General features: G+C 67.6%; 22 protein-coding genes. 9 read left to right on the top strand and 13 right to left on the bottom strand.

Features of this window, described 5'->3' with window-relative positions:
• Window positions 1-3 precede the first annotated feature (3 nt).
• The 6 genes from ddaH to HDA45_RS06445 all read right to left on the bottom strand — a co-directional run bounded on the left by ddaH (window position 4) and on the right by HDA45_RS06445 (window position 4,316).
• Window positions 4-795 (bottom strand): dimethylargininase, encoded by a 792-nt coding sequence (gene ddaH, locus HDA45_RS06470; RefSeq protein WP_184892806.1) that lies wholly within the window; start codon window positions 793-795, stop codon window positions 4-6.
• A gap of 19 nt (window positions 796-814) precedes the next feature.
• The gene (locus HDA45_RS06465; RefSeq protein WP_184892804.1) at window positions 815-1,477 is read right to left on the bottom strand and encodes a DUF6875 domain-containing protein; all 663 of its coding nucleotides are present in this window, start codon (window positions 1,475-1,477) and stop codon (window positions 815-817) included.
• Window positions 1,474-2,853 (bottom strand): FAD-binding oxidoreductase, encoded by a 1,380-nt coding sequence (locus HDA45_RS06460; protein WP_343072002.1) that lies wholly within the window; start codon window positions 2,851-2,853, stop codon window positions 1,474-1,476. Before HDA45_RS06460 ends, HDA45_RS06465 begins: the two co-directional genes overlap by 4 nt.
• On the bottom strand, window positions 2,853-3,143 hold the full coding sequence (locus HDA45_RS06455) for an avidin-fold protein (protein ID WP_343072000.1): 291 nt from the start codon (window positions 3,141-3,143) through the stop codon (window positions 2,853-2,855). The genes HDA45_RS06460 and HDA45_RS06455 overlap by 1 nt, the downstream gene beginning before the upstream one ends.
• A gap of 25 nt (window positions 3,144-3,168) precedes the next feature.
• On the bottom strand, window positions 3,169-3,465 hold the full coding sequence (locus HDA45_RS06450; RefSeq protein ID WP_246481129.1) for a cupin domain-containing protein: 297 nt from the start codon (window positions 3,463-3,465) through the stop codon (window positions 3,169-3,171).
• 212 nt (window positions 3,466-3,677) lie between these two features.
• On the bottom strand, window positions 3,678-4,316 hold the full coding sequence (locus HDA45_RS06445; RefSeq protein ID WP_343071999.1) for a LuxR C-terminal-related transcriptional regulator: 639 nt from the start codon (window positions 4,314-4,316) through the stop codon (window positions 3,678-3,680).
• Between the two features lie 648 nt (window positions 4,317-4,964).
• Here HDA45_RS06445 and HDA45_RS06440 point away from each other — a divergent pair.
• The 4 genes from HDA45_RS06440 to HDA45_RS06425 are packed head-to-tail and all read left to right on the top strand — an operon-like array spanning window position 4,965 to window position 10,132.
• Window positions 4,965-6,245: a SidA/IucD/PvdA family monooxygenase gene (locus HDA45_RS06440; protein WP_184892796.1), complete on the top strand. Its 1,281-nt coding sequence runs from the start codon at window positions 4,965-4,967 to the stop codon at window positions 6,243-6,245.
• Entirely contained in the window at window positions 6,245-7,780 is a 1,536-nt protein-coding gene (locus HDA45_RS06435; RefSeq protein ID WP_184892794.1) for a class I tRNA ligase family protein, read from the top strand. The genes HDA45_RS06440 and HDA45_RS06435 overlap by 1 nt, the downstream gene beginning before the upstream one ends.
• Window positions 7,780-8,811 (top strand): NAD(P)/FAD-dependent oxidoreductase, encoded by a 1,032-nt coding sequence (locus HDA45_RS06430; RefSeq protein WP_184892792.1) that lies wholly within the window; start codon window positions 7,780-7,782, stop codon window positions 8,809-8,811. The genes HDA45_RS06435 and HDA45_RS06430 overlap by 1 nt, the downstream gene beginning before the upstream one ends.
• Window positions 8,812-8,827: 16 nt before the next feature.
• Complete coding sequence (locus HDA45_RS06425; protein WP_184892790.1) at window positions 8,828-10,132, top strand: FAD-dependent oxidoreductase; 1,305 nt, start codon at window positions 8,828-8,830, stop codon at window positions 10,130-10,132.
• Between the two features lie 72 nt (window positions 10,133-10,204).
• Here HDA45_RS06425 and HDA45_RS06420 read toward each other — a convergent pair whose 3' ends face one another.
• The 5 genes from HDA45_RS06420 to HDA45_RS06400 all read right to left on the bottom strand — a co-directional run bounded on the left by HDA45_RS06420 (window position 10,205) and on the right by HDA45_RS06400 (window position 16,616).
• The gene (locus HDA45_RS06420) at window positions 10,205-11,452 is read right to left on the bottom strand and encodes an ATP-grasp domain-containing protein (protein ID WP_184892788.1); all 1,248 of its coding nucleotides are present in this window, start codon (window positions 11,450-11,452) and stop codon (window positions 10,205-10,207) included.
• Complete coding sequence (locus HDA45_RS06415) at window positions 11,445-12,710, bottom strand: acyl-CoA dehydrogenase family protein (RefSeq protein ID WP_184892786.1); 1,266 nt, start codon at window positions 12,708-12,710, stop codon at window positions 11,445-11,447. Before HDA45_RS06415 ends, HDA45_RS06420 begins: the two co-directional genes overlap by 8 nt.
• The gene (locus tag HDA45_RS06410) at window positions 12,707-14,029 is read right to left on the bottom strand and encodes an ATP-grasp domain-containing protein (RefSeq protein ID WP_184892784.1); all 1,323 of its coding nucleotides are present in this window, start codon (window positions 14,027-14,029) and stop codon (window positions 12,707-12,709) included. The genes HDA45_RS06415 and HDA45_RS06410 overlap by 4 nt, the downstream gene beginning before the upstream one ends.
• The gene (locus HDA45_RS06405) at window positions 14,026-15,291 is read right to left on the bottom strand and encodes an MFS transporter (RefSeq protein ID WP_184892781.1); all 1,266 of its coding nucleotides are present in this window, start codon (window positions 15,289-15,291) and stop codon (window positions 14,026-14,028) included. The genes HDA45_RS06410 and HDA45_RS06405 overlap by 4 nt, the downstream gene beginning before the upstream one ends.
• Window positions 15,292-15,563: 272 nt before the next feature.
• Window positions 15,564-16,616, bottom strand: a complete 1,053-nt coding sequence (locus HDA45_RS06400; RefSeq protein WP_184892779.1) for an aldo/keto reductase — start codon at window positions 16,614-16,616, stop codon at window positions 15,564-15,566.
• A gap of 116 nt (window positions 16,617-16,732) precedes the next feature.
• Here HDA45_RS06400 and HDA45_RS06395 point away from each other — a divergent pair, with 116 nt between their 5' ends.
• On the top strand, window positions 16,733-17,593 hold the full coding sequence (locus HDA45_RS06395; protein WP_184892777.1) for a helix-turn-helix transcriptional regulator: 861 nt from the start codon (window positions 16,733-16,735) through the stop codon (window positions 17,591-17,593).
• Window positions 17,594-17,810: 217 nt separating this feature from the next.
• Here the strand turns inward: HDA45_RS06395 and HDA45_RS06390 are convergent, their stop codons facing one another.
• Window positions 17,811-18,422, bottom strand: coding sequence for a helix-turn-helix domain-containing protein (locus tag HDA45_RS06390; protein WP_184892775.1), 612 nt, complete (start codon window positions 18,420-18,422; stop codon window positions 17,811-17,813).
• Window positions 18,423-18,458: 36 nt separating this feature from the next.
• Here HDA45_RS06390 and HDA45_RS06385 point away from each other — a divergent pair, with 36 nt between their 5' ends.
• The 4 genes from HDA45_RS06385 to HDA45_RS06370 all read left to right on the top strand — a co-directional run bounded on the left by HDA45_RS06385 (window position 18,459) and on the right by HDA45_RS06370 (window position 21,677).
• Complete coding sequence (locus tag HDA45_RS06385) at window positions 18,459-19,883, top strand: carbon-nitrogen hydrolase family protein (RefSeq protein ID WP_184892772.1); 1,425 nt, start codon at window positions 18,459-18,461, stop codon at window positions 19,881-19,883.
• 151 nt (window positions 19,884-20,034) lie between these two features.
• Window positions 20,035-20,496, top strand: a complete 462-nt coding sequence (locus tag HDA45_RS06380) for a roadblock/LC7 domain-containing protein (RefSeq protein WP_246480630.1) — start codon at window positions 20,035-20,037, stop codon at window positions 20,494-20,496.
• A gap of 37 nt (window positions 20,497-20,533) precedes the next feature.
• Window positions 20,534-20,905, top strand: coding sequence for a hypothetical protein (locus HDA45_RS06375; protein WP_184892770.1), 372 nt, complete (start codon window positions 20,534-20,536; stop codon window positions 20,903-20,905).
• 49 nt (window positions 20,906-20,954) lie between these two features.
• Window positions 20,955-21,677, top strand: a complete 723-nt coding sequence (locus HDA45_RS06370) for a hypothetical protein (protein ID WP_184892768.1) — start codon at window positions 20,955-20,957, stop codon at window positions 21,675-21,677.
• 171 nt (window positions 21,678-21,848) lie between these two features.
• On the opposite strand, the gene HDA45_RS06365 is transcribed toward HDA45_RS06370, so the two are convergent.
• Complete coding sequence (locus tag HDA45_RS06365) at window positions 21,849-22,577, bottom strand: TetR/AcrR family transcriptional regulator (RefSeq protein ID WP_343071998.1); 729 nt, start codon at window positions 22,575-22,577, stop codon at window positions 21,849-21,851.
• Between the last annotated feature and the right edge of the window lie 58 nt (window positions 22,578-22,635).

The raw sequence follows: 22,635 nt of genomic DNA, 5'->3' as shown, positions 1-22,635 counted from the left end.
GGGTCAGGAACGCAGTTCCAGCGTGCAGCATTTGACGCTTCCGCCGCCCTTGAGCAGCTCCGACAGATCGGCGCCGATCGGCTCGAAGCCTCGTTCTCGGAGCCGCGTGATCAGCCCGGTGGCGGCCTGCGGCAGGACGACGTGCCGCCCGTCGGAGACCGCGTTCAGGCCGAATGCCGCGGCGTCGGCGGCCGAGGCGATGACGGCGTCCGGGTACAGCTGCTCGAGCCGTCGCCGGCTTTCTTCGGTGAAGGCCTCCGGGAAGTACATGATCGTGTCTTCGTCCAGGACGGTCAACGCGGTGTCCAGGTGGTAGTAACGCGGGTCGGTCAGGGTCAGCCCCACCACCGGGACACCGAAGAATTCCGCGGTCTCCTGGTGTGCCCGGCTGTCGGTCCTGAAGCCCGAACCCGCCAGGATCCGGGAACCCGCGACCAGGAAATCGCCCTCACCCTCGTTGTGCCACCGGGCCTGCCGCACTTCACGGTAATCGTGTCCGGTGAACCAGTTCAGGTAAGCCGCGGACTCCTGGCGGCGGAACCGATGGTGGAAGCGGGCGACCAGCGCCCGCCCGTTCACCACCGTGGCGCCGTTCGCCGCGTACACCATGTCCGGCAGGCCCGGCTCCGGATCGAGCAGTTCCACCCGGTGACCCAGTTCGATGTAGAGGTCGCGAAGCCATTCCCATTGGGCGATCGCGAGTTCGGTGTCGGTGGGCTTGCCGGGATCCATCCACGGGTTGATCGAGTACTCGACATCGAAGTACGCCGGTCTGACCATGAGATAGTGCCGCATCTGTGTTCTCCCGAAGTGATCAGGCCGTCTGCAAGGATTTTTCGTTGCCCGCCAGCCGTTTGACCAGCTGGTCGCGGATGCGGGGCGGGATGTCCGGGGCGAACCGCCGGAAGTAGCTTTCGGCGTGCACCGCGCTGTCCATCAGGAACGGCAGGTCGAAGACGACCAGTTTTCGGATGGCCAGCAACGGCACCGGCGCGCGCAGCGCCTTGAACTTCTCGTTCCACAGGCCGGGCTGGTCGCAGACCGGGTGGAACTGCCCGATCATCAGGCCGTCGTTGACGAACTTGTCCTTCGCCTCCCGCTGCAGGTCGTCCAGCGCCGTCGCGTCCTGGTAGTCCAGTTGCGGCAGCACGAGGAGGATCGTCAGCAGTTCCCGTTCCGTGGGCGAAATCCTGGCCGACAACCGCTCGTACCACGAGCGAAGGCTCTCGATCGCGTCGTTGACGTCCGTCTCGCCGTTCGTGGCGGTCAGGGCGGCGAGGTGGAACAGTCCTTTGTGGAGTGATGGTTGGGTGTAGGGGCACACCGGGCCGTTCCGGCCCAGTTCCGGGTGCGGGGAGACCAGGTATCGGCCCGCCCAGGCGAGGATTTCCCGGACATACGGTAGATGTTCCGCGGGCAGGGCGCCGTTCTCGACCTCGGCCGCCGTCCAGATGAGAACCTTGTTGTCGCCGATCATGATCCGATGCTCTGTGCGAAGGTGAAGACGCCGTCGGGGTCGACCCGTTCCTTGATCTGTTCCAGCCGCGGGTAGTTGACGCCGTAGTAGGCGTTGCGCCAGTCCGCGAGGTCCGGGTCGATGAAGTTCTGGAAAGCGCCGTCGGACACGTACGGCGACATCGCGTCCGCCAGGTCCGAAAGCCAGCGAAGGTTCGCGTCGACCACGGCGGGCTCGTCGTTCTCGGCCCACGAGGTGTCCATGGACAGCAGGAACAACGCGTTCCGGTGGGCGAAAGCGGTGTCCGTCGCGCCCACCCGGTTGATCGCGCCACCCCAGGAGAACAGGGCCGCGCCACCGCCGTCCGGGTTGCCGCTGCCGGGCCTGCGGTCGACGAACGAGAGCATCGTGGCGATCGCCTCTTCGGGCAGGGGCCGGGTGACGATGCCGGTCCGTGCCGCGAAGGCGCCCTCGGCGGTCTCGTGCAGCAGATCGTCCTTGGCCTGCCAGAAAGTCCGGTCCTCCAGGTTCATCCGGATCGGCTGGGCGACGGACAGCACCGGGTCGAGGATCTCCCGCAACTCCTTGGCGGACCCCAAATGCTGCCCGATGGCCGACACCACGGACTTCGACTCGCCGATCGTGCTGACGCCGATCCTGGCCGCGAACTCGTCCGGCCCTCCCAGTACGACGTCCTGCAGCACCGAGATGACCTTCGGCGCGTCCGCGCGATCCCACAGCAGCAGGTAGCTGGCGCAGTCGGCCACCGGCCTCGCCTGGAAGGTGAAGGACACGTTGATGCCGAAGTTCCCGCCACCACCACCGCGGCACGCCCAGAACAGGTCCGCGTTCTCGTTCGCGTCACAGTGCAGCAGTTGCCCGTCCGCGGTCACCAGCGTGGTCGCCACGAGCGCGTCCGCGGTGAGTCCGAGCACACGTGAGGTCGCCCCGCAGCCGCCGCCGAGGGTGAGGCCCGCGATGCCGACCGAGGCGCCGTTGCCCAGCGCGAACGCCATCTCGTGGGGCTGGATGGCGGCGTAGACGTCCGCCATCAGCGCGCCGCCCGCGACCGTCACGAGCCCTGTCGAACCGTTGGCGGACACGGTGTTCATCGCGCTGAGGTCGATGACGAGGCCGGTGTTGACCGAGTGTCCCGCGTAGCTGTGCCCGCCGCCCCGTGCGACGACGTCGACGCCGGTATGGCGGGCCCACTCGATGGCGTTCCGCACGTCCGCGGTGTTCGCCACGGATACGACACCACTGGGGACGGTTGCGGCGAATCTCTTGTTGAACGGCATGCTGGCCTCGGTGAAGCCGGATTCGCCCGGGCGGCGCACGCGGCCTGTCACCATGCGGTCCAGGCGTCGCCAGTCCTCGTTGGATGGGCTGCTGGACACTAGCTCACCTCGTCGAGGTAGGAAACGCCGGTGGCGGCGTGCGGGCCGTAGCGTTCCCACACCTCGCGCAGCCGGAGATGGCCGTCCTCGGCCACCTCCGGCGTGTTCACCGTGTGCCCGCAGATCACCTCACCGGTGGCGAGCACCAACGTGTACCCCAGATGGAGTGCCCCGTTCTCGCGGCGGGTGCCGGTGATCGACCCCCGCCGCACCTCGCCCCCGGCGAACTCGGCCCACACGACGTCGCCTTCTTGCCGGTATTCGGCGATCGCGTCGGCGTCGGCGCCCACTTTGCGGAATTTCCGCCCGTCGTAATTAATCATGGGACTCGGCCCGGTCGATCTCGTGCGCGACGAACTCGTCCGACATCGCGCGATCCCACCAGATCGCGTAGTAGGCGAAGTCCTCGTCATTGTCGTTGACGAGGTAGTGTTCGATCTCCGGTTTCAGGAATACGAGGTCCCCGGCCGTGAACTCGTGCCGCTGTTCACCGGTGACCACCTTCGCGCTTCCGGTCATTCCGATGAAGATCTCGTGCTCGTGATGAGCGTGGGCCACCGATACGTCGCCAGGACGCAGCACGCACCAAGCTCCTCGAAACGGTGCCGTCATACCGTTCCACGGATAAAGCAGCTTCATGTCCAATCCGTAGGCTCGCGTCAGGTTCTCGTGTTCGAGCCTGCGGATGTCCACGACAGCTTGGTCTCGGTCAGTCACATCCCACTCCGATCAGCATGCTTTTCTTGTCGGGTGTCCGGTGCTGACCGAGGTTATTCTTGGCCCGCTTCCCGGCAACAGGGGAACTATTCCCGATTACCGGTGAATCAGCCGCGGCCGAGGCCCGCGTCCCGCGCCAGCACTATCGCCTGTGCGCGATCGGCTACGCCGAGTTTGCCGAAGACCGCGGAAACACGGTTGCTGATGGTCTTCGGCGCGAGTGCGAGCTCGCGCGCGATGGCCGAGTTCGACTTGCCCGCGGCGATCCGGTCGAGCACTTCCCGTTCCCTGGTCGTCAACCGGGGGAACGGGTAGGGCTCCGGACCGGCCGCCGACCGCATCAAGGCGCCGAACCGCCCGGCGATCGTCTTCCCGACGATCGCTTCCCCCGCCGCCACCACCTGCACGCCGCGGACGACCTGGTCCAGATCGGCGCCCTTGACCAGATACCCGCGCGCGCCGGCGTGGAGCGCCGACCTGATGGAGGTGTCGTCGTCGACCGCGCTCAGTACGAGAACCCTGGTGTCCGGCGCGATTCGCGCCACCCGGCTGATGATGTCGACGGTCGCGAACTCGCCGAGCTGCGGATCGACGACCAGCACGTCCGGTTGGTGCCGGAAGGTCTCCGCGATCGTCGCGTTCGCCGTGGCCGCCTCGCCGACGATGGCGATGCCGCCGACGTCTTCGAGCGCGGATCTGACCCCGTAGCGCACCGCGGGCTGGCTGTCGGCGAGCAGTACGGTCACCCAAGCGCGACCGTTGCTTTCCTCTGTCGTGCTGTGATCGGGTAACAGGCTCGCGGTGCGCCGCTGGTCACGACGTTCGGCCGGCCACAAACGAGCGGTGTTACCGATACTGGCGTGATGATTCATCTTTCCCCTTATGCCTGCCGCTACTGAGCCTGCCTGATCGGCTCCGTTCAGTGAAGTGCGATGAAGGTGCGCGCTCGACCGCGCCGGGGATGGGACTTCCGGCCGCGAGAAGAGTGTATGTAGTAGGTATCGAACGGATCCATACGACTGTTATGGGCAATTGATCGCAATCAATTTTCCGGCGGGAGGTAAGCGTCCGATCAATAGGGAAGAACCAGCAGACAGTGTGATCGCGTTCGGCTGTGCCCGGTGACATCACCGTCCCTCACTGTATCGCGGGCGAGGATCAAGGAATCCTTCCGGCGAGCGGGTTCGATAGGGCAGGCGGGTTGGCCCATTCGGCCGCCTCGGGGCACCTGGTGCCCATTGTTCTTCCCTGGGAAAGGGGAGATCTTCCCGATGGCCGGGAACTTCGGGGATGGCTCGGCGAGATTCCCCGGGCCCCGGGAAAGCCGTCCCTATCGTCGGGGAAATGCCGGTCCTTAGTGTCGGCATCCTATTCTGGACGAACGGGGTGTATCTGTGACTGAAATACAGGTGGGTTTGCTGGCGATCGGGGCGGGACCGGCGAACCTGGCGCTCGCGGTGGCCATCGAGGAGTCCGGGAACCCGGAGCTGGCCGAGCAGACGCTGCTGCTGGAGCAGAGTCCGGACATCAAGTGGCAACGCGATCTGCTGATGCCGTGGGCGCGCAGCCAGGTTTCCTTCCTCAAGGATCTGGTGACCCTGCGCAATCCGCGCAGCAAGTTCTCGTTCCTCAACTTCCTGCACGATCAGAACCGGCTCGACGAGTTCGTCAACCTGGGCACGTTCCACCCGTTCCGCTGGGAGTTCTCCGACTATCTGCAGTGGGTGGCGCGGTCGCTGGACAAGGTCCGCATCCAGTACGACGCCAGGGTCCAGAGCATCGAGCCCGCGCGCGACGCCGACGGGTCGATCACCGGCTGGACGGCCAAGCTCACCAGCGGGGACACGATCCTCTGCCGCGACCTCGTCGTGGGCGGCGGCCGGGACGCGAACGTGCCGGACGTCTTCGCCGACCTGCCGTCCGACCGCCTCATCCACAGCGCCCAGTACCGGCGCCGGATCGCGGAACTGCCCGCGGACGCCCCGCTGCGCGCCGTCGTCGTGGGCGGAGCGCAGAGCGCGGCTGAGATGTTCATGGCGCTGCACGACAATCTGCCCAACAGCACCCGGACCATGATCGTGCGGTCGGTGGGCCCGCAGAACTATCAGACCAGCAAGTTCGTCAACGAACTGTTCTTCCCCTCCTTCGTCGACCGGTTCTACGACAGCCCGACCGAGGTCCGGGAGCAGATGCTGGAAGAGATGCGGCTGACCAACTACGCGGGCGCGGCCCCGCCGTTCCTCGATCACCTGTACACCACGCTTTATCAGCAGCGTGGTCTCGGTGTGCAGCGCTCGCAGGTGCGGACGCTGACCGAAGTGGTCGGGGCCAGGGTCTCCGACGACGAGGTCGTCCTCGATCTGCGCGACCGGACCAGCGGCAAGGTGGAGCCGTTGCACTGTGATCTGGTGCTGCTCGGCACCGGCTTCGATCAGCGGATGCCCGCGATGGTGCGCGACCTGGCCGAGCGCGTCGGCCTTTCCGAGATCTCGGTCAGCCGCTGCTACCGGGTCGACCTCGGCGATTCCGCGTGGGGCGCGGTGTACCTGCAGGGCGTCAACGAGGCCACGCACGGCATCGCCGACTCGTTGATCAGCGTGCTGGCCCACCGATCCCGTGACATCGTCAGCGACCTCCTCGCCCGCCGCGGCGCCGGCGAGTCGAGGACCGCCTGATGAACCGGCTGGTGGTGATCTCGCCGGCACCGACGGCGAACGGCGACCTGCACCTCGGCCACCTCGCCGGCCCGTTCCTGGCCGCGGACGTCTGCACCCGGTACGCCCGCGCCGCCGGCCGGGAAGCCCTCTACGGCACCGGAATGCACTTCACCCAGAACTACATCGTCACCGCGGCCGAACGCCTCGGCGTGGCCCCGGAAGAGCTGCGGGAGCGCTCCGCGGAGCAGGTCCGACAGACCTTGACCACGGTGGGCATCGAGGTCGACGGGTTCGGCTGTATCGGAGACCGGTTCACCAAGCTGGTCATGGACTTCTACGACCGCCTGCACGCCATGGGCAGGCTGGAGCTGCGGACGGTCCGGTTCCCCTACCTGCCGAGCACCGGCGAATACCTCATGGACGCCTACGTCACCGGCGGCTGCCCGTTCTGCCTTGCCGACGGATACGCGGGGATCTGCGAGAGCTGCGGCCTGCCTGTCGCGCCCGGCGACCTGATCGGCCCGCGTTCGACCCTGCGCCCGGACGAGCCGCTGGACTACCGCGAGGCGGACATCCTCGTCTTCCCGGTGGAGCGGTATCGCGCGGAGCTCGAGGCGTATTTCGCCCGGATCCCGATGCGTCCCGGCATGGCCCAGCTCGTCGAGTCCGCGCTGGCGGGGCCCCTGCCGGACTTCCCGATCACCCAGCCGACGTCGTGGGGTATCCCGGCGCCGTTTCCCGAGGTGCCAGGGCAGGTGATCTACCCGCATATGGAGGGCATGCCGTGGAGCATGTTCACCACCGCCCTCGCCGCCGAAAAGCACGGCGCGGTACTGGCCGCCGACGACGAGCTGTGGCACGCGGACTCGGGTTCGACCGTGGTGTACTTCCTCGGCCTCGACGCGACGTATCCGTTCGCGGTCGTGGGTACGGCGATGCTCACCGCGATCGGCGGTCACGTGCTGCCGGCGCAGTACATCACCAACGAGTTCTACGAGCTGGCCAACGAGAAGTTCTCCACCAGTCGCGGCCACGTCGTGTCCGGTCGGGAGCTGGCCGCCGAGGTACCGCGCGATCTCATCCGCTTCCACCTGTGCGCCACCAGTCCCGAGTACCAGCGCACCGACTTCACCCATGAGGCACTGCTCCGGGTCAGCGAGACCCGGCTGACCGGACCGTGGAACCGGGTCGCGGCGGCGGTCGACGAATGGGTGGACCGCGGTCCGCTGGCGGTTTCCGAGGACGCCAGGCGGACGGCGGTGCGGATGACCGAGCGGTTCGCCGACGGCTACGAACTCCCGAGGTTCAGCCTCACGGCCGTGGCGTCGACCCTCGCCGAGCAGCTCGGACGCCTGGACCGGCTGGCCGCCGCGGTGACCGCCGAGACCGCGGGCGACCTCTGTCACCAGGTGGACGTCTTCCTGCGCTGCGCCGCCCCGATCCTGATCGATCTCGCCGCGGGCGCGCTGTCCGACACGACGTTGCCCGGGCCGGTGGACGCGGACACGGTCATCCCCAAGAGGCTGCCACGGCTGGCCGGGGCGGTCGGCTGATGGCTTCGGTCGCCGTCGTCGGTGCCGGGGTGACCGGGCTGGTGACCGCGATCGAGTGCGCGCTCGCGGGTCACCGTGTCACCGTGCTCGACCGCGGTCCCATCCCGAACCCCGCGTCGACCTCGTCCGATCAGCATCGGGCCTTGCGGGTGCTGCGTCCGGGCGATCTCGAGGGCACGCGGCGGATGGCCGACGCCCGTCGGCGGTGGCTGGAGCTGGAGTCGTTGTTGCGGACCACGTTGTTCCGACGTGTCGGCGTGGTCACCGCGTGCACCCGGGACGAACTCGAGCCGGCACTGGACACCGCGGGCCAAGCCGGGCTGGCCGCTGTCGCCGTCTCGCCGGAAGTCCTTACGCCCGTGGTGTTTCCCGCCGGGACCGGCGGCGTGCTCGACGCGGGCGCGGGAGTGCTGCTGGCAGACCGGTTCCTGCGCGCGGCGGCCGAATGGCTCGCGGCGCATCCCTCGGTGACGTTGCGGCCGCGATGCGCTGTCGACGGCGTCGACGACCACCGGGTGACCTTGGCCGGAGGCTCGACGGTGGGCGCGGATCTCGTGCTCGTCGCGGCCGGACCCTGGAACGGCGAACTGGTCGAGCAGCCTGTCGTGCTGTATCGCCAGACCATGATCTACCTGCGCCCGCCACGGGATCTGGCCGGCTGGTGGGCTTCGGCCCCGGGAGTCGGCCGGATCGGTGACGGAACGGCCTGGCTGCTGCCGCCCGGCGCGGGCACCCTGCTCAAGATCAGCTCGGACGCGGTGTGCCGGAAGGTCGCGAACACCACGGATCCGGATTTCGAACCGTGGGCCGACCGGTTGCTCGCCGAGCCGATCCTCACCGGCGCCGCGGACTACGCCGTCGAGGCCGTACGGGAGTGCCACTACGCGGCCGATCCCGTCGACGGCGGCCCGATGCTCGGCCGGATCCGTCCGTCGGTGTGGTCCCGTCCCGCCTGCGGCGGATCCGGATTCGGTACCGCGCCACTCGTCGCCAAGGAAATCCTCGGCGCTGTCATGGAGGTCAGTGCGTGAACAAGGGGAGTGAATAGTGGAGTTCACGATCGTGGGCGCCGGTATGGCCGGCGCTTTCCTGGCGCTTTCGCTGGGCAGGCAAGGGCATGTGGTGACGGTGTACGACCGCAGGCCGGACCCCCGCGAGACGGCCAGCGCGGTGACGTCCATGAATCTCGGGCTTTCCCGGCGCGGTCTCGCGGCGTTGGACCACCTGGGGTTGTCGGAAGAGGTACGACGGCTCGTCGTGCCGATGCAGGGGCGGATGCTGCACAACACCGACGGTGGACTGCGGTTCTCGGCGTACGGCGAGGGCGGCATCCTGGCCATCCAGCGCCAGGACCTGAGCGCGCTGCTGGTGGAGGAGGCCAGCCGGGTGCCCGGCGTGCGGTTCGTGTTCGACATGCGATGCACGGGCGTGGACCGTGATCTGCCGTCGGCGTCCTTTGTGGACGCGAAGGGGCAGGCGCTCGTGGTGAAACCGGATGTCGTGGTGGGCGCGGACGGCGCGTTCTCGGCCGTCCGCCGGTTCATGCACCACGAGCAGCGCGCGGAGTTCTCGCAGAGCTACCTCGACTGGGGCTGGCGCGAACTCCACATCCCGGCGGCCGCCGACGGCACGCACCGGATGGCGGACGACGTCTTCCACCTCTGGCCCCGCGGCGACATCATGATGTTCGCCCACCCCAACCGCGACGGTTCCTTCACCTGCTCTTGCGTCCTCCCGTTCCACGGCACGCACGGTTTCGACTCACTGCGGACGGCGGCGGACGTGGAATCCTTGTTCCGCAAACACTTCCCCGACGTCCTTTCGCTGGTTCCGGATCTGGGTGAGACGTTCCTGCGGCAGCCCACCTTCAACCTCGTCACCGTCAGCACGGCGCCGTGGACCTACGAGGGCAAGGTGGTGCTGATCGGGGACGCCTGCCACGCCGTCTATCCGTTCCTGGCGCAGGGAATGAACTCGGCCTTCGAGGACGCGCTGGAGCTGACGGAGAGCCTCGCGCACCATCCGAACAGCACCTCGTCGGCGCTGACGAGGTACTACTCCCGCCGCAAGCCGAACACCGACGCCCTGGCGACCATGTCCCACCGCAACTTCGCCGAACTCCGCGACACCGTGCGCTCGCCGGCGGTCCGCCTGGAACGAGCCTGCGACAGCGTGCTCGAGAAGGTGCTGCGCCACCGTTGGATGCCTCTTCACGCGATGGTCACCAACACCACCGTCCCGTATGCCAAGGCGCTGCACCGGGCCACCCGGCAGCACCGGATCCTGAAGTACTCGGCCGCGACCGCGCTCTCGGCGGTCGCCGCGGCCGCGGTTCGACGGCTGCGCCGCTGAACGCTGCAAGCGCGTGAAGGCCCCCTTCCCTCGGCTCAGCCGAGGGAAGGGGGCCTTCACGCGAGGGCAACGCTAGGGACTGACCTCGATGCGGATCAGGCCCGCGGCCTTCTCTGCCCGTCGCAAGGCTTCGGCCGGGCTGTCCGCGACGGCCATCACCAGACCCGTCCGGTCCCACGAGCTGCGCAGCTCGGTGAACCGGTGTCCGGGTTCGACCATGATGTCCACCAGGAAGACGCCTTCCGCCTGACGGGCGTCCTCGAGCCCCAGCACGGCGTCGATCACGCCCGGTTCCATCGGGACGAACCGGACGGCGGCGCCGCCCGTGGCGCGGCGAGGCAGTTCGGGCAGCGGTTCGCCGCGCATCATCACGAAGTACGAGCGCAGCAGCCGCATCGAGTAGGCGCGGTCGATGATCTCCATGATGCCGTCCCCGGCGATCCGGCCGGCGCATTCCACCAGATACGGCACGCCGTCGGACACGATCCACTCGCAGTGCAGGATGCCGTCGGCGAACCCGACGGCCGCGACGACCTGACAAGTCTTTTCCGCCAGTGTCTCGGTGAGTTCGTCGGGGATGTCGGCCGGGACGACATGCGCCAGCTCCACCGGCCGCGGGCCGGGATAGAGCTGTTTGCCGGTGACGTTGGCGAACAAACGCCGTCCGCCGCGGACGAGCATCTCGACGCTGTACTCGGGTCCGTGCACGTAGCGCTCGACCAGCATGGACAACGGCATCGGCCGGTCGGGTACGAAGATGCCCTCGTCCTGCTCGACGCAGCTCTTCCAGGCCTGTTCGACCTCGGCGGGGTCTTGGATGATCCGCGTGCCGACCGCGGCCTGCCGGTTGGCCGGTTTGAGCACCACCGGGCCGGGATGGGCACCCATGAACGCCAGCACCTCCGCCGGGCTGGTCACGGTGGCGCTCTCCGGATTGGCCAGCCCGGCGGCCGCGCTGACCTTGCGCAGCAAGGCCTTGTCCCGCAGGATCTGCGCGGCGCCGAGGCTCGCGCCCGGCAGGCCGTAGCGTTCGGCGAGCCGGGCGGCGAACGGGGTGGCGTACTCGATCAGCGGGACCACCGCGACCGGGTCGAGGTCGCGGTGGGTGGCGTAGAACTCGTCGGCCGTGCCGGGACTGGCGTGCTCCCATTCGATGAGCTCACGGACCAAGGTGGACCCGGCGAGCTTCGCCCGCAGGTCCCGCTTGCGGATCACGTCCGGCTCTTCGACGAGGACGACCGAACCGTCGGGTTCGGTGCCGGTCAGTGCCATTAGCACCGGCGTCACGAACCCGACGATCAGGATGGGCCGCTCACTCATCGGGCTCGGACTCGGTCTTGGGCTTGTCCACGATGCCGAGCATGAACCGCATGGAAGGCTTGGCACCGACCAGATGCGCGCCCACCGTCTGGGTGACGCGGTCCCTCGCGGTCGGGTGCATGGCCATGGTCATCGAGTCCCGGAGCCACCGGTTCATCGGGTCGCCCGATCTGATCGCCGCGGTGCCGAGCAGATCGCAGAGCCGCTGCACGACCCGCTTGGACATCTGGAACGCCTGCCAGCCGGTCAAAGCGGGCGCGACCCGCTCGTCGGGGGTGAGATCGTCCAGCGTGCCGATCCCGTCGGCGGTGACCTCCCACTGCCGCTCCAGCGCCTGGTACACACCGGCCCGCGTCGTGCTGTAGTCGGCCTCGCATTCGGCCAGCGTGATCTGGATGTGCTCGTTGTCCTTCCAGGCGACGCCGCTCATCCGCCAGGGCGAACCCTTCAGCATGTCGACCCGTTCCATGGTGAGACCGCGGACGTAGTCCAGCGCGGCCCTCGCCACGCCGAGCGGGACCCCGCACATGCTGCGCTGGATCACGTCCGGCTGCACGTGCGGTCCATTGGGGACCTTCGGGTTGTCGAAGGTCAGCGAGTGGTTCTCCGGGACGAACACGTCGGTGATCGTGTAGTCGCTGCTGCCGGAACCGCACAGGCCGAGGGTGTACCAGTTGTCGACCGATTCGATCTGGTCGGCGGGCACCATGAACAGGCGCGACTCGTGCGGGTTGCTGCCGTCCGGGCTGGCGTAGGGCTCGCCGTTCTCGAACACCATGGCCCCGGAGGCCACCCAGTCGGCGTGGGTCGAACCGCTGCCGAAACCCCACCGGCCGGTGAGGCGGTAGCCGCCGGGAACCCGCTCCGCGTGCCCCGTCACCGGGAGCACCCCCGCGGAGTGCATGTCGAGGCTGGTGAACATCCGGCGTGCCTCGTCCTGGTCGAGGAAGTTGGCGTGCAACCCGATGTCCGAGCCGAGTTTGGCGCACCAGCCGACGGACGCGTCGCCGTAGGAGAGCGCCTCGATCACTTCGGTCTGCTCCATCGAGGTCATATGCGGGCCGCCCCAGTCCCTGCTGAAGCCGATCCGGAAAACTCCGGCGTCGCGCAACAGCTGGACCACGTCCGCGGGCAGGCTCCGGTTCTTCTCGATCTCCGCGGCCCGCTCGCGCAGGATCGGCGCGAGTGCTTTCGCGTTCGCGAGGATCTGCGCGCCGGTCAGCGGCACATCGGTGCGGACGGGCTCGGTCATGGTCATGCGGAAACTCCCTCGTGTTCGTCGACGTCGAGCAGCCCGGCAGGCATCTCGAACGCGGTACCGGGTTCTGGTGGGTCCACCGGATCGGCGTCGATCCGCACCATGGCGGCGGCCGAATCCAGTCGCTGGGCACAGGTTTCACGGTCTTCGGCCTCGCACACCACGAACGAGTGCCGGGCAAGGTAGCCGCCGGGCGGCAGCCGCAGGGTGGTCCCCGGGTCGATCATCGGTGAGGCGAGGACCAGTCCCGGAGCGTCGGCCGGGACCGTGACCTCATGGACGAGGCAGTCTCGATCCGGGTAGCCGAACCGGATCCCGGCGACCACGCGCCGGGTCGGGGCGACGACCGGCCGGTGCCCGGTCGCGACGGCGAACAGGATCTCGCCGGGGTCGATACCGGTGGCCGTCCTGCCGAGGAACGGGATCAGGTCGCCGCCGAGGCGGCCGTTGATCTCGATGATCAGCGGGCCGCGGTCGGTCAGCCGGACCTCGGAGTGGGTGATGCCGTCCTCGACGCCGAGCGCGCGGTGCGCCCTGGCCAGGACGTCCATCAGTTCGGTGTCGTGCAGCAGCGGATCGTCCGCGTCGACGACGTGCCCGGTCTCCTCGAAGTACGGCTGGTCTCCGGTTTCCTTGCGGGCCACGAACATCGGCAGGTACTCGCCCTTGTGCACGGCGGCGTCGACGCTGATCTCCGGCCCGGTGACGTAGCCTTCCACGATCGCGCCCCCGCCGTAGCGGCTCTGGTCGACGGTGGCCGCGCCCATGGCGACACCGAACGCGGCGTCCACTTCGGACTCGTCGGCGGCGTACACCACGCCGATGCTCGCGCCCATCGCCCTCGGCTTGAGCACCACCGGGTAGCCGATCCGGGCGGCCGCGGCACGCGCCTCGTCGAGGCCGGTGGTCAAGGCATAGCCCGGTTGCAGCAGGCCTTCGGCGGTCAACACGGTGCGGGTGCGGTTCTTGTCGCGGCAGCCGCGGACGCCGTCGACGCTCAACCCGGGTACCCCGAGTTCGGCGGCGAGCTCGCCCGCCGCGAGCACGACCGGTTCGTCCCAGCACATCAGCCCGACGATCTGGTGCCGACCGGCGACTTCGCGGGCGGAGGCGAGCATCTCGTCCGCGTCGAACACGTCGGTGTGGACGATCTCGTCGAAATAGGCGTGCTGCCAGGTGGGTTTGAGATTGTTCAGCAACACCAGGCCGATCCCGGCCGCGCGGGCGCACCGGTGGATGGACGAGACCAGGTATTCGCGATACAGCTTCAGGCCGCTGCCGATGACCAGCAGGACACCGTTGGCATTGGAATCGTTCATGGTCGCTCTCCCACGACTTCCGGCTCGAGTTCGGCCACGGGAACCGGCGCGGGGGGCTGCCTGAGGCCGTAGATGTGCATCGATCCGGCGATGACGGACAACACCGCGCAGAAGACCCAGAACGTCGGACCGCCGAATCTGCTCCAGACGTACAGTCCCAGGATCGGGCCCAAGGTCGCGGCCACACCGGACAACGTTTCCTTCGTCGCGATGTAGCGGCTTCTCACCGCGACCGGGAAAGTCGCCGGATGGGCGGCCGTGCTCGGTCCGTGGATCATCAGGCCGGATACCGCCAGCAACGCGCCGGCGACGACGAAGAACGGATGCTGCGCGATCAGCCCGTAGAGCGTGAACGCCACCGCGCTGACCAGATTGCCGAACAGACCGGCGAGGTATTTCGGGATCCGGACGATATAGGTGGTGATCTTCAGTTCACAGGTGATCAGCACCACCGACGAGATCACGAGCACCGTGCTGTACAGGCCCACCGGATAGCCGGCGGCGACGATGTTCAACGGCAGCACCGCGATCGACCCGGCATAGATCATCATGCCGAACACGCCCGCCACCAGATAGCACAGGAACCGGTTGTCCCGGATCAGCTTCCCGTACGCCTCGCGGGCGCTCATGGCCGGCGTGGTCGTGCCGTCGGGTTCGGTCTCGTGACGGGTCGCGATGCGCTTCGGCAGCAACACGAACGCCAGCAACGCCCACAGGCCCGCGGTCGCGCCGTCCAGCCAGAACAGCAGGTCCCAGTTCACCTGGATGACCACGGCGGCGATCAGCGGTGCCACGGCGGCGCCGATGTTCAGCGCGATGCGCATCATCGAGAAACCCATGACCTTGTGCTGTTCCGGCATGAACTCGGCCAGCAGCACCGCCGCCGCAGGCCGGTACGCCTGGATCGACAGCCCGGACAGCGCGATCACCGCGAGCAGCACCGGAGGTTTGTCCCAGACCAGCGGGATCGACGCGACGAGCGGTGCCGCGCACGTCATCACCGTCACGATCGTCGCGCGGCCGCCGAACCGGTGGGTCAGTTCGCCGCCCAGCATGGCGCCGAAGATCGCCCCGACGCTGTACGCGGCGAGGCAGACCCCCGCGAAGCCGACCGAGGTGCCCCGGAACGTCAGGTACAGGATCAGGAAGGTCTGGACGAACGCGCCCAGCTGGTTGACCAGCATTCCGGCGAGCAGGTACCTGACGGGGGCGGGAGTCGACCGCAGTACCGCGAAGACGCCGGTCCTCGTGTCGCCGGTCATGCCGCCGTGCCCGTCATCGCGCGCTCGGCCTGGCCTCGGCCGCATTGGGCGATGTCGATTTCTTGGTCAGTCACACAGCCACCTCCATTGTCGGATACCCGCGGCGGTTCACGAAAAGCACCGGCGCGGGCCCAGTCCATGGGAGGGACGGCGAGCGTTGCCGAGATGGCCGACCGGTGCCCCAAAGGCTAGGTTCGGATCTTTCCCGGCAGGTAGGGGAACTGTTCCCGTCGGCTGGGGAAAAGCGGCACCCTGGCCGCATGTACTCGGGTTCAGCGGCGCGCTTCGATCGTCATGTCGCCGCGCGTCAGCGCGAGGATCGTGTCGCGGGCGAGCATTTCGTGCGGGAAGCCGAGATCGATCGCGCTGGCGTCGTCCAGGCGGGCCAGTTGCGAAGCGGTGAAGTCGACTTCGAGAGCGCCCAGGTTGTCCTCCAGTTGAGCGGGCGTACGGGCGCCGATGATCGGTGCCGTCACGCCCGGGTTCCGCAGGGTCCAGGCCAGTCCGATCTGGGCGGGACTGCGGCCGAGTTCCGCGGCGACCTCCTTGACGACATCCACGATGGCGAGGTTTCGCTCGGTGAGCGTGCCCAAGGCGAGGTTGAAGTTCTTGCGGGTACCGTCGTCCGCCGGGGTCATGTCGTCGCGGCTGTACTTACCGGTGAGCACCCCGCCCGCCAGCGGCGACCACGGGACCACCCCCAGCCCCATCTCGCGCGCCATGGGGATCAGGTCACGTTCCCCCGTGCGCTCGATCAGGTTGTACTCGATCTGCAGGGCGACCAGCGGTGACCAGCCGCGCAGATCGGCGATCGCCTGCATCCGGGACACCTCCCAAGCCGGGGCGTTGGAGATCGCCACGTACAGGACCTTGCCCTGCCGGACCAGATCGTCCATCCCGCGCAGGATCTCTTCGACGGGCGTCGTGAAATCCCACACGTGCAGGTAAAGCAGATCGAGGTAGTCCGTGTTCAGGCGCCGCAGGCTGGATTCCACCGACGCGAACAGGTTTTTGCGCTGCCCGCCTCCGGAATTCGGGTCGCCGGGACGGCGCAGCGTCGTGTACTTCGTCGCCAGCACGAGGCTTTCGCGGTTGTCGCGGGTGAATTCGCCCAGCAGCCGCTCGGAGCTGCCGTCGGTGTAGGTGCCGGCGGTGTCGATGAAGTTGCCGCCGTCCTCGACGTAACGGTCGAACAGCTTGCGTGCCTCGTCCCGCTCGGCGCCCCAGCCCCATTCGGTGCCGAAGGTCGCCGCGCCCAGTGCCAGCGGGGACACCCGCAGCCCGGACCGGCCCAGCAGCCGGTAGGTGTCGAGGGTGAGCGACATCTTGTCCTCCTGTGTTCGTGATCCGTGTCGAGATCGAGTCTGCGACCGCCGCGAGCAGGGGGTAAGGGAGGAAAGATCCTGGGAACACCAGTCCTACCCAGGCTGTTGGACGGGGCATGACGACCCGCACCGTGGACACGACACAGGAGCTGGCCGCGTTCCTGCGGAGCCGGCGCGAACGCCTGGACCCGGACGATTTCGGCCTGCCGTCGCGCCGCCGGTCCCGGCGGACCCCGGGACTACGCCGCGAAGAGGTCGCCGAACTGGCGGGGGTCAGCATCGACTACATCGTGCGGCTCGAGCAGGCCCGTGGGCTGCGGCCTTCGGTGGACGTGGTCGAGGCGCTGGCGGGAGCGTTGCGCTTGGCCCCCGACGAACGCGCCTATCTCTTCGACCTGACCAGGCAGCGTCCCCGCAACGCCGACAAACTCGCCACCACCGCGGCGGCGCCGTTGGCCCGGTTGGTCGCCGATCTGTCGCCTTTGCCCGCCATGCTGCTGAACCACCGCTACGACATCCTCGCGTGGAACGACGAAATGGCGAGGCTCCTGGTCGATTTCGGTACTTTGCCGCCCTCGCGGCGCAATTCGATGTGGTTGTGCCTCAAACATCCGGAGATCCGCGAGTTCTACGCGGATCGCGAACGTGTCGTGCGCGAGGGGATCGCCCATCTGCGCGCCGCTTGGGCCGCGCATCCGGACGATCAGGAGTTGACCGATCTCATCGCCGAATTCACCACCGACGAGGAATTCGCGCGGTTGTGGGCCGAACGTGACGTCAAGGTCAACGGTCGCGGGCGCAAGGTGATGCGGCATCCCGAGGCCGGCCCGGTCGAGGTGTGGTTCGAAGTGCTCACACCACTTCAAGATCCGGATCAGCTGCTGGTGATCTACCGCGCCGCGGACGACGAAAGCCAGTCGGCGCTGGACCGGTTGTTCACGACTCCGCGCCGGATCGCGGGCATGGTCGACACCTGACAGTTTCGATATTTCCCTCAAGGAAAGCGTCGAATCGGCGTTGGACGCCATTCCTCTTCGGCCACAACCTGGAATAAAAGATTTCTCCACGGCCTTGCCATGCGTAACCATTGACCGGCCGCCGACGACTAGAACAGGAGCGGCGGCCGGAGGGTGGGATGAGAATCGCGATTCTCGACAGTGGCGGGGAACAACGGTCGCGGTCGCCGAACCGCGGCTATTCGTTCCCTCGATCCGCGAGCTGTTTGGCCACGGCTTCGCCTCGGGGAGTGGCGTACCAGCCCTTCGACCGGCCGAGCCGGGTTTTGACGACCAGGCCGCGTTCCATGAGCATCTTTCCGCTGCGGCTGATCTGTGCTTCGTGGACTCCGAGCCGGGAACAGACGTCCGAGCTGGTGATGTGTGGTTCGCGGTGTGCCAGCAGGAGCATCTTGGCCGCCCACGACTTCGGGTCCAAGGTGTCGGCGAGTGTTGCCTGCTCCGCCCTGTCGAGTGCGGCTTGTGCCACCTCGGCCAGACTCGTGACGACGGCCTCCAGGCGCATCGTGTGGCCACCGGGTTGCAGTCGCATCCCCGCCTCCTGGAAGGCGCGCAGCGCCGATCGCAGTGACGGGATGTCCGCGAGCAGGGTGGCGTCGACCAGCCACCTGCCCACCGCCGCCGCCCAACGGTCGACAGCCGCGTGGTCGCCGAGCACCTTTCCTTCGCCTGTCTCTTCTTTCAGCTTCGACGCCCAAGCGTCGAGGCCCCGAGCCACCCCCTCGGCGTCTTCGGCGGTGCTTTCGGGCGCAGGACTCGTGCCTGCCGGTGTCGTGGCCAGTGCGGGCATGGGCTCCCCACCTCCAGAATCAAGGAAGTGTTAAGTATGGATCCCGCCGACGCGTTCGTCAACCTCTACGACGAGCTCAAGAAGGTGCCCGGGGACACGCTCAGTGACTGGTCGTTACTCGCCAGGGTGCGGACCATCAAGGAAGCCGTCCGGAAAGAGGTGCGGACGACGGGTTTTCTCTCCGGGGAGTGGATCTCCGATTCTCCGGACGACGCGACGAGCTTCGGCGTCCTGCTCGGCCTGGACCTAGCGCTTCTCGACGCGAACTCCGACACGTCCCACCTGAACTCCAGGGCACTCGACTACCTCCAGGTGCGGCTGGAGATGAACGGCAGGCTCAACGAGGAGACCGGAGGCATCCTGTTGCCTCGCCGCACCTCCCCGTTCCGTCCGAACGTGGACGCGGAAGAGATCGACGATTTCTTCCAGCTGCTGCGTATTCCGCCGTATGTCAGCGCGAACCTGCAGATCTCCCGGGTCTCCGCCGTCCGCGACCTGCCGCTGTCGGACCGGCGCGGCCCGTTCGACGAACTCCCGTCGAAGCGGCCGCTCAAGATCGCGCAACTGCCGCTGCTGGCCGACGCGGCCGACCTGCGGTGGGAATCGGACCATCCCGGTGGCCGTTTCTACACCGTCGCGCCCGACAGCGCGCGACTCGACGAGCGCATCGCGAAGGCGCTGAACGTTCTCGACAAGAGCGGGGCCGTATTGGCTGTCCTCCCTGAGGGCTGCCTGGACGACAGCCTCCTCGAGCGATGGCGTGAGCTGCTCAGGGCCACGCCGAGGCCTGACGAAAGCTCGCTCACCTGGCTCCTGCTGGGAACCGGCCCGGTGACCGGGGCGGGCCCGCCCCCGGCGGGCCGCCGTCCGCCGAACCGTGCCGTCCTCGTGCACCGGAACGGCTGGATCGAGCCGATGCTCACCCAGGACAAGATGTCGGGATTCTGCTTCACGGTGGGGAAGCAGAAGGAGTACGAGGTCGAACTCGGCGGGGTCAAACGGGACGAACTCATCTCCCACGATTCCCTGATCACCGTGCTCGAGTCCCGTGCGGGGCGATTCGCCGTCCAGGTGTGCGAGGACTTCACGCGCCCGGCGCGACGCCACCATCTCATCTCGGTCGGGATCACCCATCTCCTCGTCCCGGTTCTCGCGGCCCCGATGTGGAAGAAGGGCTGGCAGGCGGAAGCGGGTCAGGTGCTGACCGTGCATCTCGGGGCGAAAGCGGCGGTGAGCAACGGGCTGGCGATCACCCGCTTCTACAAAGAGACGAAATCCGGTATGTGCGGCCCCTTCGAAATCGAGTACCCGGCGACCACGTTGCTGACCGCCGTCGGGCCGTCGCACAGACCTGACGACTATCTGACCACCGACGACATGGTCAAGGAATACCGGAACCCGGATGCCAGGCGGCAGCAGGCGCTCGAGGACGCCTTGACGCCACGGCTGGCCGATTGGTAATCGGGCCGCTGCCTTTCCCGGATCGTCGGGGAATCGCGTACCGGCCCGGAATCGGGTGGCGTCGCTACGGGCGGCGGGCGGACCTGGCGCGTATACGGAAAGTGTTTGAGCCGATCGCGTGATACCCGTATCGGGTCGGGAATACGGATAGATGGGGACTAATCCCGGTGGTACGGTCCATCGCGGTCGAGAAAATCCCGCCAAGTCCGGTCTGTTCATGCCTTTGAAACAGGAAGTAAGAGTAGTGGATTTCGATGCGCTGATCGTCGAGTTGCGGACTCTGCGGGACAACGTCGCAGGAGTGACCGACACGGTGATAGCCGCGGTGGACGGAATACCCATCGTCGCCGACGCGGCCAAGAGTATCGACCCCGCGGAGGTCTCCGCACTCGCCGCCGCGAATCTCGGGATCGCGCGTCAGGCCGCCGAAGTGACCGGAAAGGGCACGCTCAGGCAGACCGTGGTGTTCAGCAGTGACGGCTACATGGCCGTATACGCCATCGACCGGATGGCACTCATGGTCATCATGGGCGACAGGGAGTTGAATGTCGGCCGCCTTCTCTTCGAATGCCGCCCGGTCATCGACCGGATCAGCTCGATCCTGACCGCATAGCGATCGATCGCCGATCGAACCGAAGAAGTGGAGTTTGATGAACATCGAAAACGCACTGAAGGAATCCATGTCGATCGCCGGAGCCGTCGGTGTCGCGTTGGTCGATTACGAAAGCGGGATGTCGCTCGGAACCAGCGGAGGCGGTGAATGGCTCAACCTGGAGGTCGCGGCGGCGGGGAACACCGATGTCGTCAGGTCGAAACTCCGGGTGATGTCCGCGCTCGCGCTCAACGACAGTATCGAGGACATCCTCATCACACTGCACCGCCAGTATCACCTGATCCGCTTGCTGGATTCCGTGAACGCCCGGAATTCGCTCTTCCTGTACCTGGTGCTGGACCGGGAACAGGCGAATCTCGCGCTGGCGCGGCACTACCTGAAGCGGATCGAAACGGAGCTGCACGTCTGACGACGAGTGCGGCCGCGGCGGCGACCACCCGGATCGGAGGGAGCCGGCGATGACCGGAGGCGCGTCCAGCTACCACGCACTCGTCGCCGGTTCGGCGCTCTTGGGAGGTCTCGGCTCGCTGTTCCCGGCCGGAGTGAAGCTCACCGGCGATCGCCTCGAGTTCGTACTCGTCCTGCCGGACCGCGGGAACAGCCGTCACGGAACGGATCCCGAATCCTCGGACCACCCGTTCGTGGCGGTCAAGGAGCGGATCCGGCTCGGCACCGACACCTCGGTGCCGCCGCCGCGGTTCTTCCTCGACACCGACAGCCGATGGACGCGGCTCCATGTGGAGCTCACCGGAATCGCGGTCCGGGCGGCGATCGTGCTGCCCGACGAGCTCACGGCACGGTCACTGAACGCGCCGTTCCTGGGCAGCTGGCAGGGTCAAGTCCCCGGCGCGGTGCGGCTGACGCTCGACGAGATCTCCCGGATCCTCGCGCGGTGCCACCATCGGACCGGGGGACCGCGGCCCTTGATAGACCTGGAACTGAGCTACGTGCCGGACCGGAACTTCCAGGTCGCGTTCGACCGCGCCCACGAACCGGTCAGGCCCTTCATCGCGCCGGTCCGCCCCGCGTTCAAGATGCGCTGGCATTCGGTGACTTCGGCGCAGCGCAAGGTTCTCAGCGCCGAGTTGTTCGACGTCACGGCCGCGGGCTGGCGGCCCCGGCGCAGGCCAGCCGCGACGATCATGGGGCTCGAAGTGGAGCTCCCGACCGGGTTCTACTGAGATGCCGGCTAGGCGGTGTCCTGTGAGTCTGGTCGCGGTCTTCGCGCCCAGGTGGTCCCTGACGGCACGGGCGGATGCGCCCGAGTACGACCCGGTACGAGGGCGATCCGCCCGCACCGCCAGGGACCACCTGGATCACGAAGCCCATCGACCAGACTCACAGGACACCGCCTAGGGCCCAGCGAGGCTGTCCATGATCAGGCCGAGGGTGAAGTCGAACCGGTCGTGCCCGGTGCCGGAGGTCAGCTCGGCGGCGTGGCGCCGGGTCTGCGGGAAGGCGTCGGCAGGCAGCGCGGCGAACCGGCTCAGCAACTCCTCGCGGCTGAGAACCCATTCCTGGTCGGGGCTCTTCCGCCGCTGTTGGACGAGCGACTGCTCCAGGGCGTAGGCGCTCACGTAGAGGGACAAGGCGTCGAGTGTCCAGGCGGCGGTCTGCGGCTCGACTCCGCCGGCGAGCAGGATCGTCAGGAGACCTTCGCGTACTTGCAGCGTGTGAAGGTTGGTGGGCACCGTGCCCAGTACGGCGCGGGAGACACCGGGGTATTTCAGGTACTGGTCGCGGATCTGGGTGTAGACGTCACGGATCTGCCGCCGCCACCGCGCCGGATCCGGTTCGGGGAGCACGACCTCGGAGTAGAGCCGCCCGACGAGCAGATCGTCGATGTCGTCCTTGTTGACGATATGCGCGTACAGCGACGAAGGCCCGGAGCCGAGCACCGCCGCGACCCGGCGGATGGTCAGGGCTTCGTACCCCTCGGTGGCCACGACCTGGAGCGCGGCGTCGGTGATCCGCTCGACCGTGATGGGCTCCTTGCGCGGCGGCGACGTCGTGGGGTCCCCGGTGGGCTGGGCGTGACGGGCTGCTCGACGTTCCCGGGGATCGGAAGGCATGCCGGTCACTCTAGCTTGACACGAACTTAGTTCGCCAAGTAGAACTTAGTTCGTTGGAGGCGAACTT

It is taken from the genome of Amycolatopsis umgeniensis (genome assembly GCF_014205155.1).
GTDB lineage: Bacteria > Actinomycetota > Actinomycetes > Mycobacteriales > Pseudonocardiaceae > Amycolatopsis > Amycolatopsis umgeniensis.
The sequence above is the reverse complement of the archived record's forward strand: the minus strand, read 5'-3'. Positions and strand labels throughout refer to the sequence as shown.

Excerpts from the sequence above, each read along its gene's own strand:
- HDA45_RS06385 (WP_184892772.1), top strand. The coding sequence starts at position 18,459 with ATGGATCCCGCCGACGCGTTCGTCAACCTCTACGACGAGCTCAAGAAG.
- HDA45_RS06415 (WP_184892786.1), bottom strand. The coding sequence starts at position 12,710 with ATGACCATGACCGAGCCCGTCCGCACCGATGTGCCGCTGACCGGCGCG.
- HDA45_RS06435 (WP_184892794.1), top strand. The coding sequence starts at position 6,245 with ATGAACCGGCTGGTGGTGATCTCGCCGGCACCGACGGCGAACGGCGAC.
- HDA45_RS06405 (WP_184892781.1), bottom strand. The coding sequence starts at position 15,291 with ATGACCGGCGACACGAGGACCGGCGTCTTCGCGGTACTGCGGTCGACT.
- HDA45_RS06375 (WP_184892770.1), top strand. The coding sequence starts at position 20,534 with ATGAACATCGAAAACGCACTGAAGGAATCCATGTCGATCGCCGGAGCC.
- HDA45_RS06380 (WP_246480630.1), top strand. The coding sequence starts at position 20,035 with ATGGGGACTAATCCCGGTGGTACGGTCCATCGCGGTCGAGAAAATCCC.
- HDA45_RS06450 (WP_246481129.1), bottom strand. The coding sequence starts at position 3,465 with ATGACGGCACCGTTTCGAGGAGCTTGGTGCGTGCTGCGTCCTGGCGAC.
- HDA45_RS06390 (WP_184892775.1), bottom strand. The coding sequence starts at position 18,422 with ATGCCCGCACTGGCCACGACACCGGCAGGCACGAGTCCTGCGCCCGAA.
- HDA45_RS06420 (WP_184892788.1), bottom strand. The coding sequence starts at position 11,452 with ATGAGTGAGCGGCCCATCCTGATCGTCGGGTTCGTGACGCCGGTGCTA.
- ddaH (WP_184892806.1), bottom strand. The coding sequence starts at position 795 with ATGCGGCACTATCTCATGGTCAGACCGGCGTACTTCGATGTCGAGTAC.
- HDA45_RS06430 (WP_184892792.1), top strand. The coding sequence starts at position 7,780 with ATGGCTTCGGTCGCCGTCGTCGGTGCCGGGGTGACCGGGCTGGTGACC.
- HDA45_RS06370 (WP_184892768.1), top strand. The coding sequence starts at position 20,955 with ATGACCGGAGGCGCGTCCAGCTACCACGCACTCGTCGCCGGTTCGGCG.
- HDA45_RS06410 (WP_184892784.1), bottom strand. The coding sequence starts at position 14,029 with ATGAACGATTCCAATGCCAACGGTGTCCTGCTGGTCATCGGCAGCGGC.
- HDA45_RS06465 (WP_184892804.1), bottom strand. The coding sequence starts at position 1,477 with ATGATCGGCGACAACAAGGTTCTCATCTGGACGGCGGCCGAGGTCGAG.
- HDA45_RS06400 (WP_184892779.1), bottom strand. The coding sequence starts at position 16,616 with ATGTCGCTCACCCTCGACACCTACCGGCTGCTGGGCCGGTCCGGGCTG.
- HDA45_RS06395 (WP_184892777.1), top strand. The coding sequence starts at position 16,733 with ATGACGACCCGCACCGTGGACACGACACAGGAGCTGGCCGCGTTCCTG.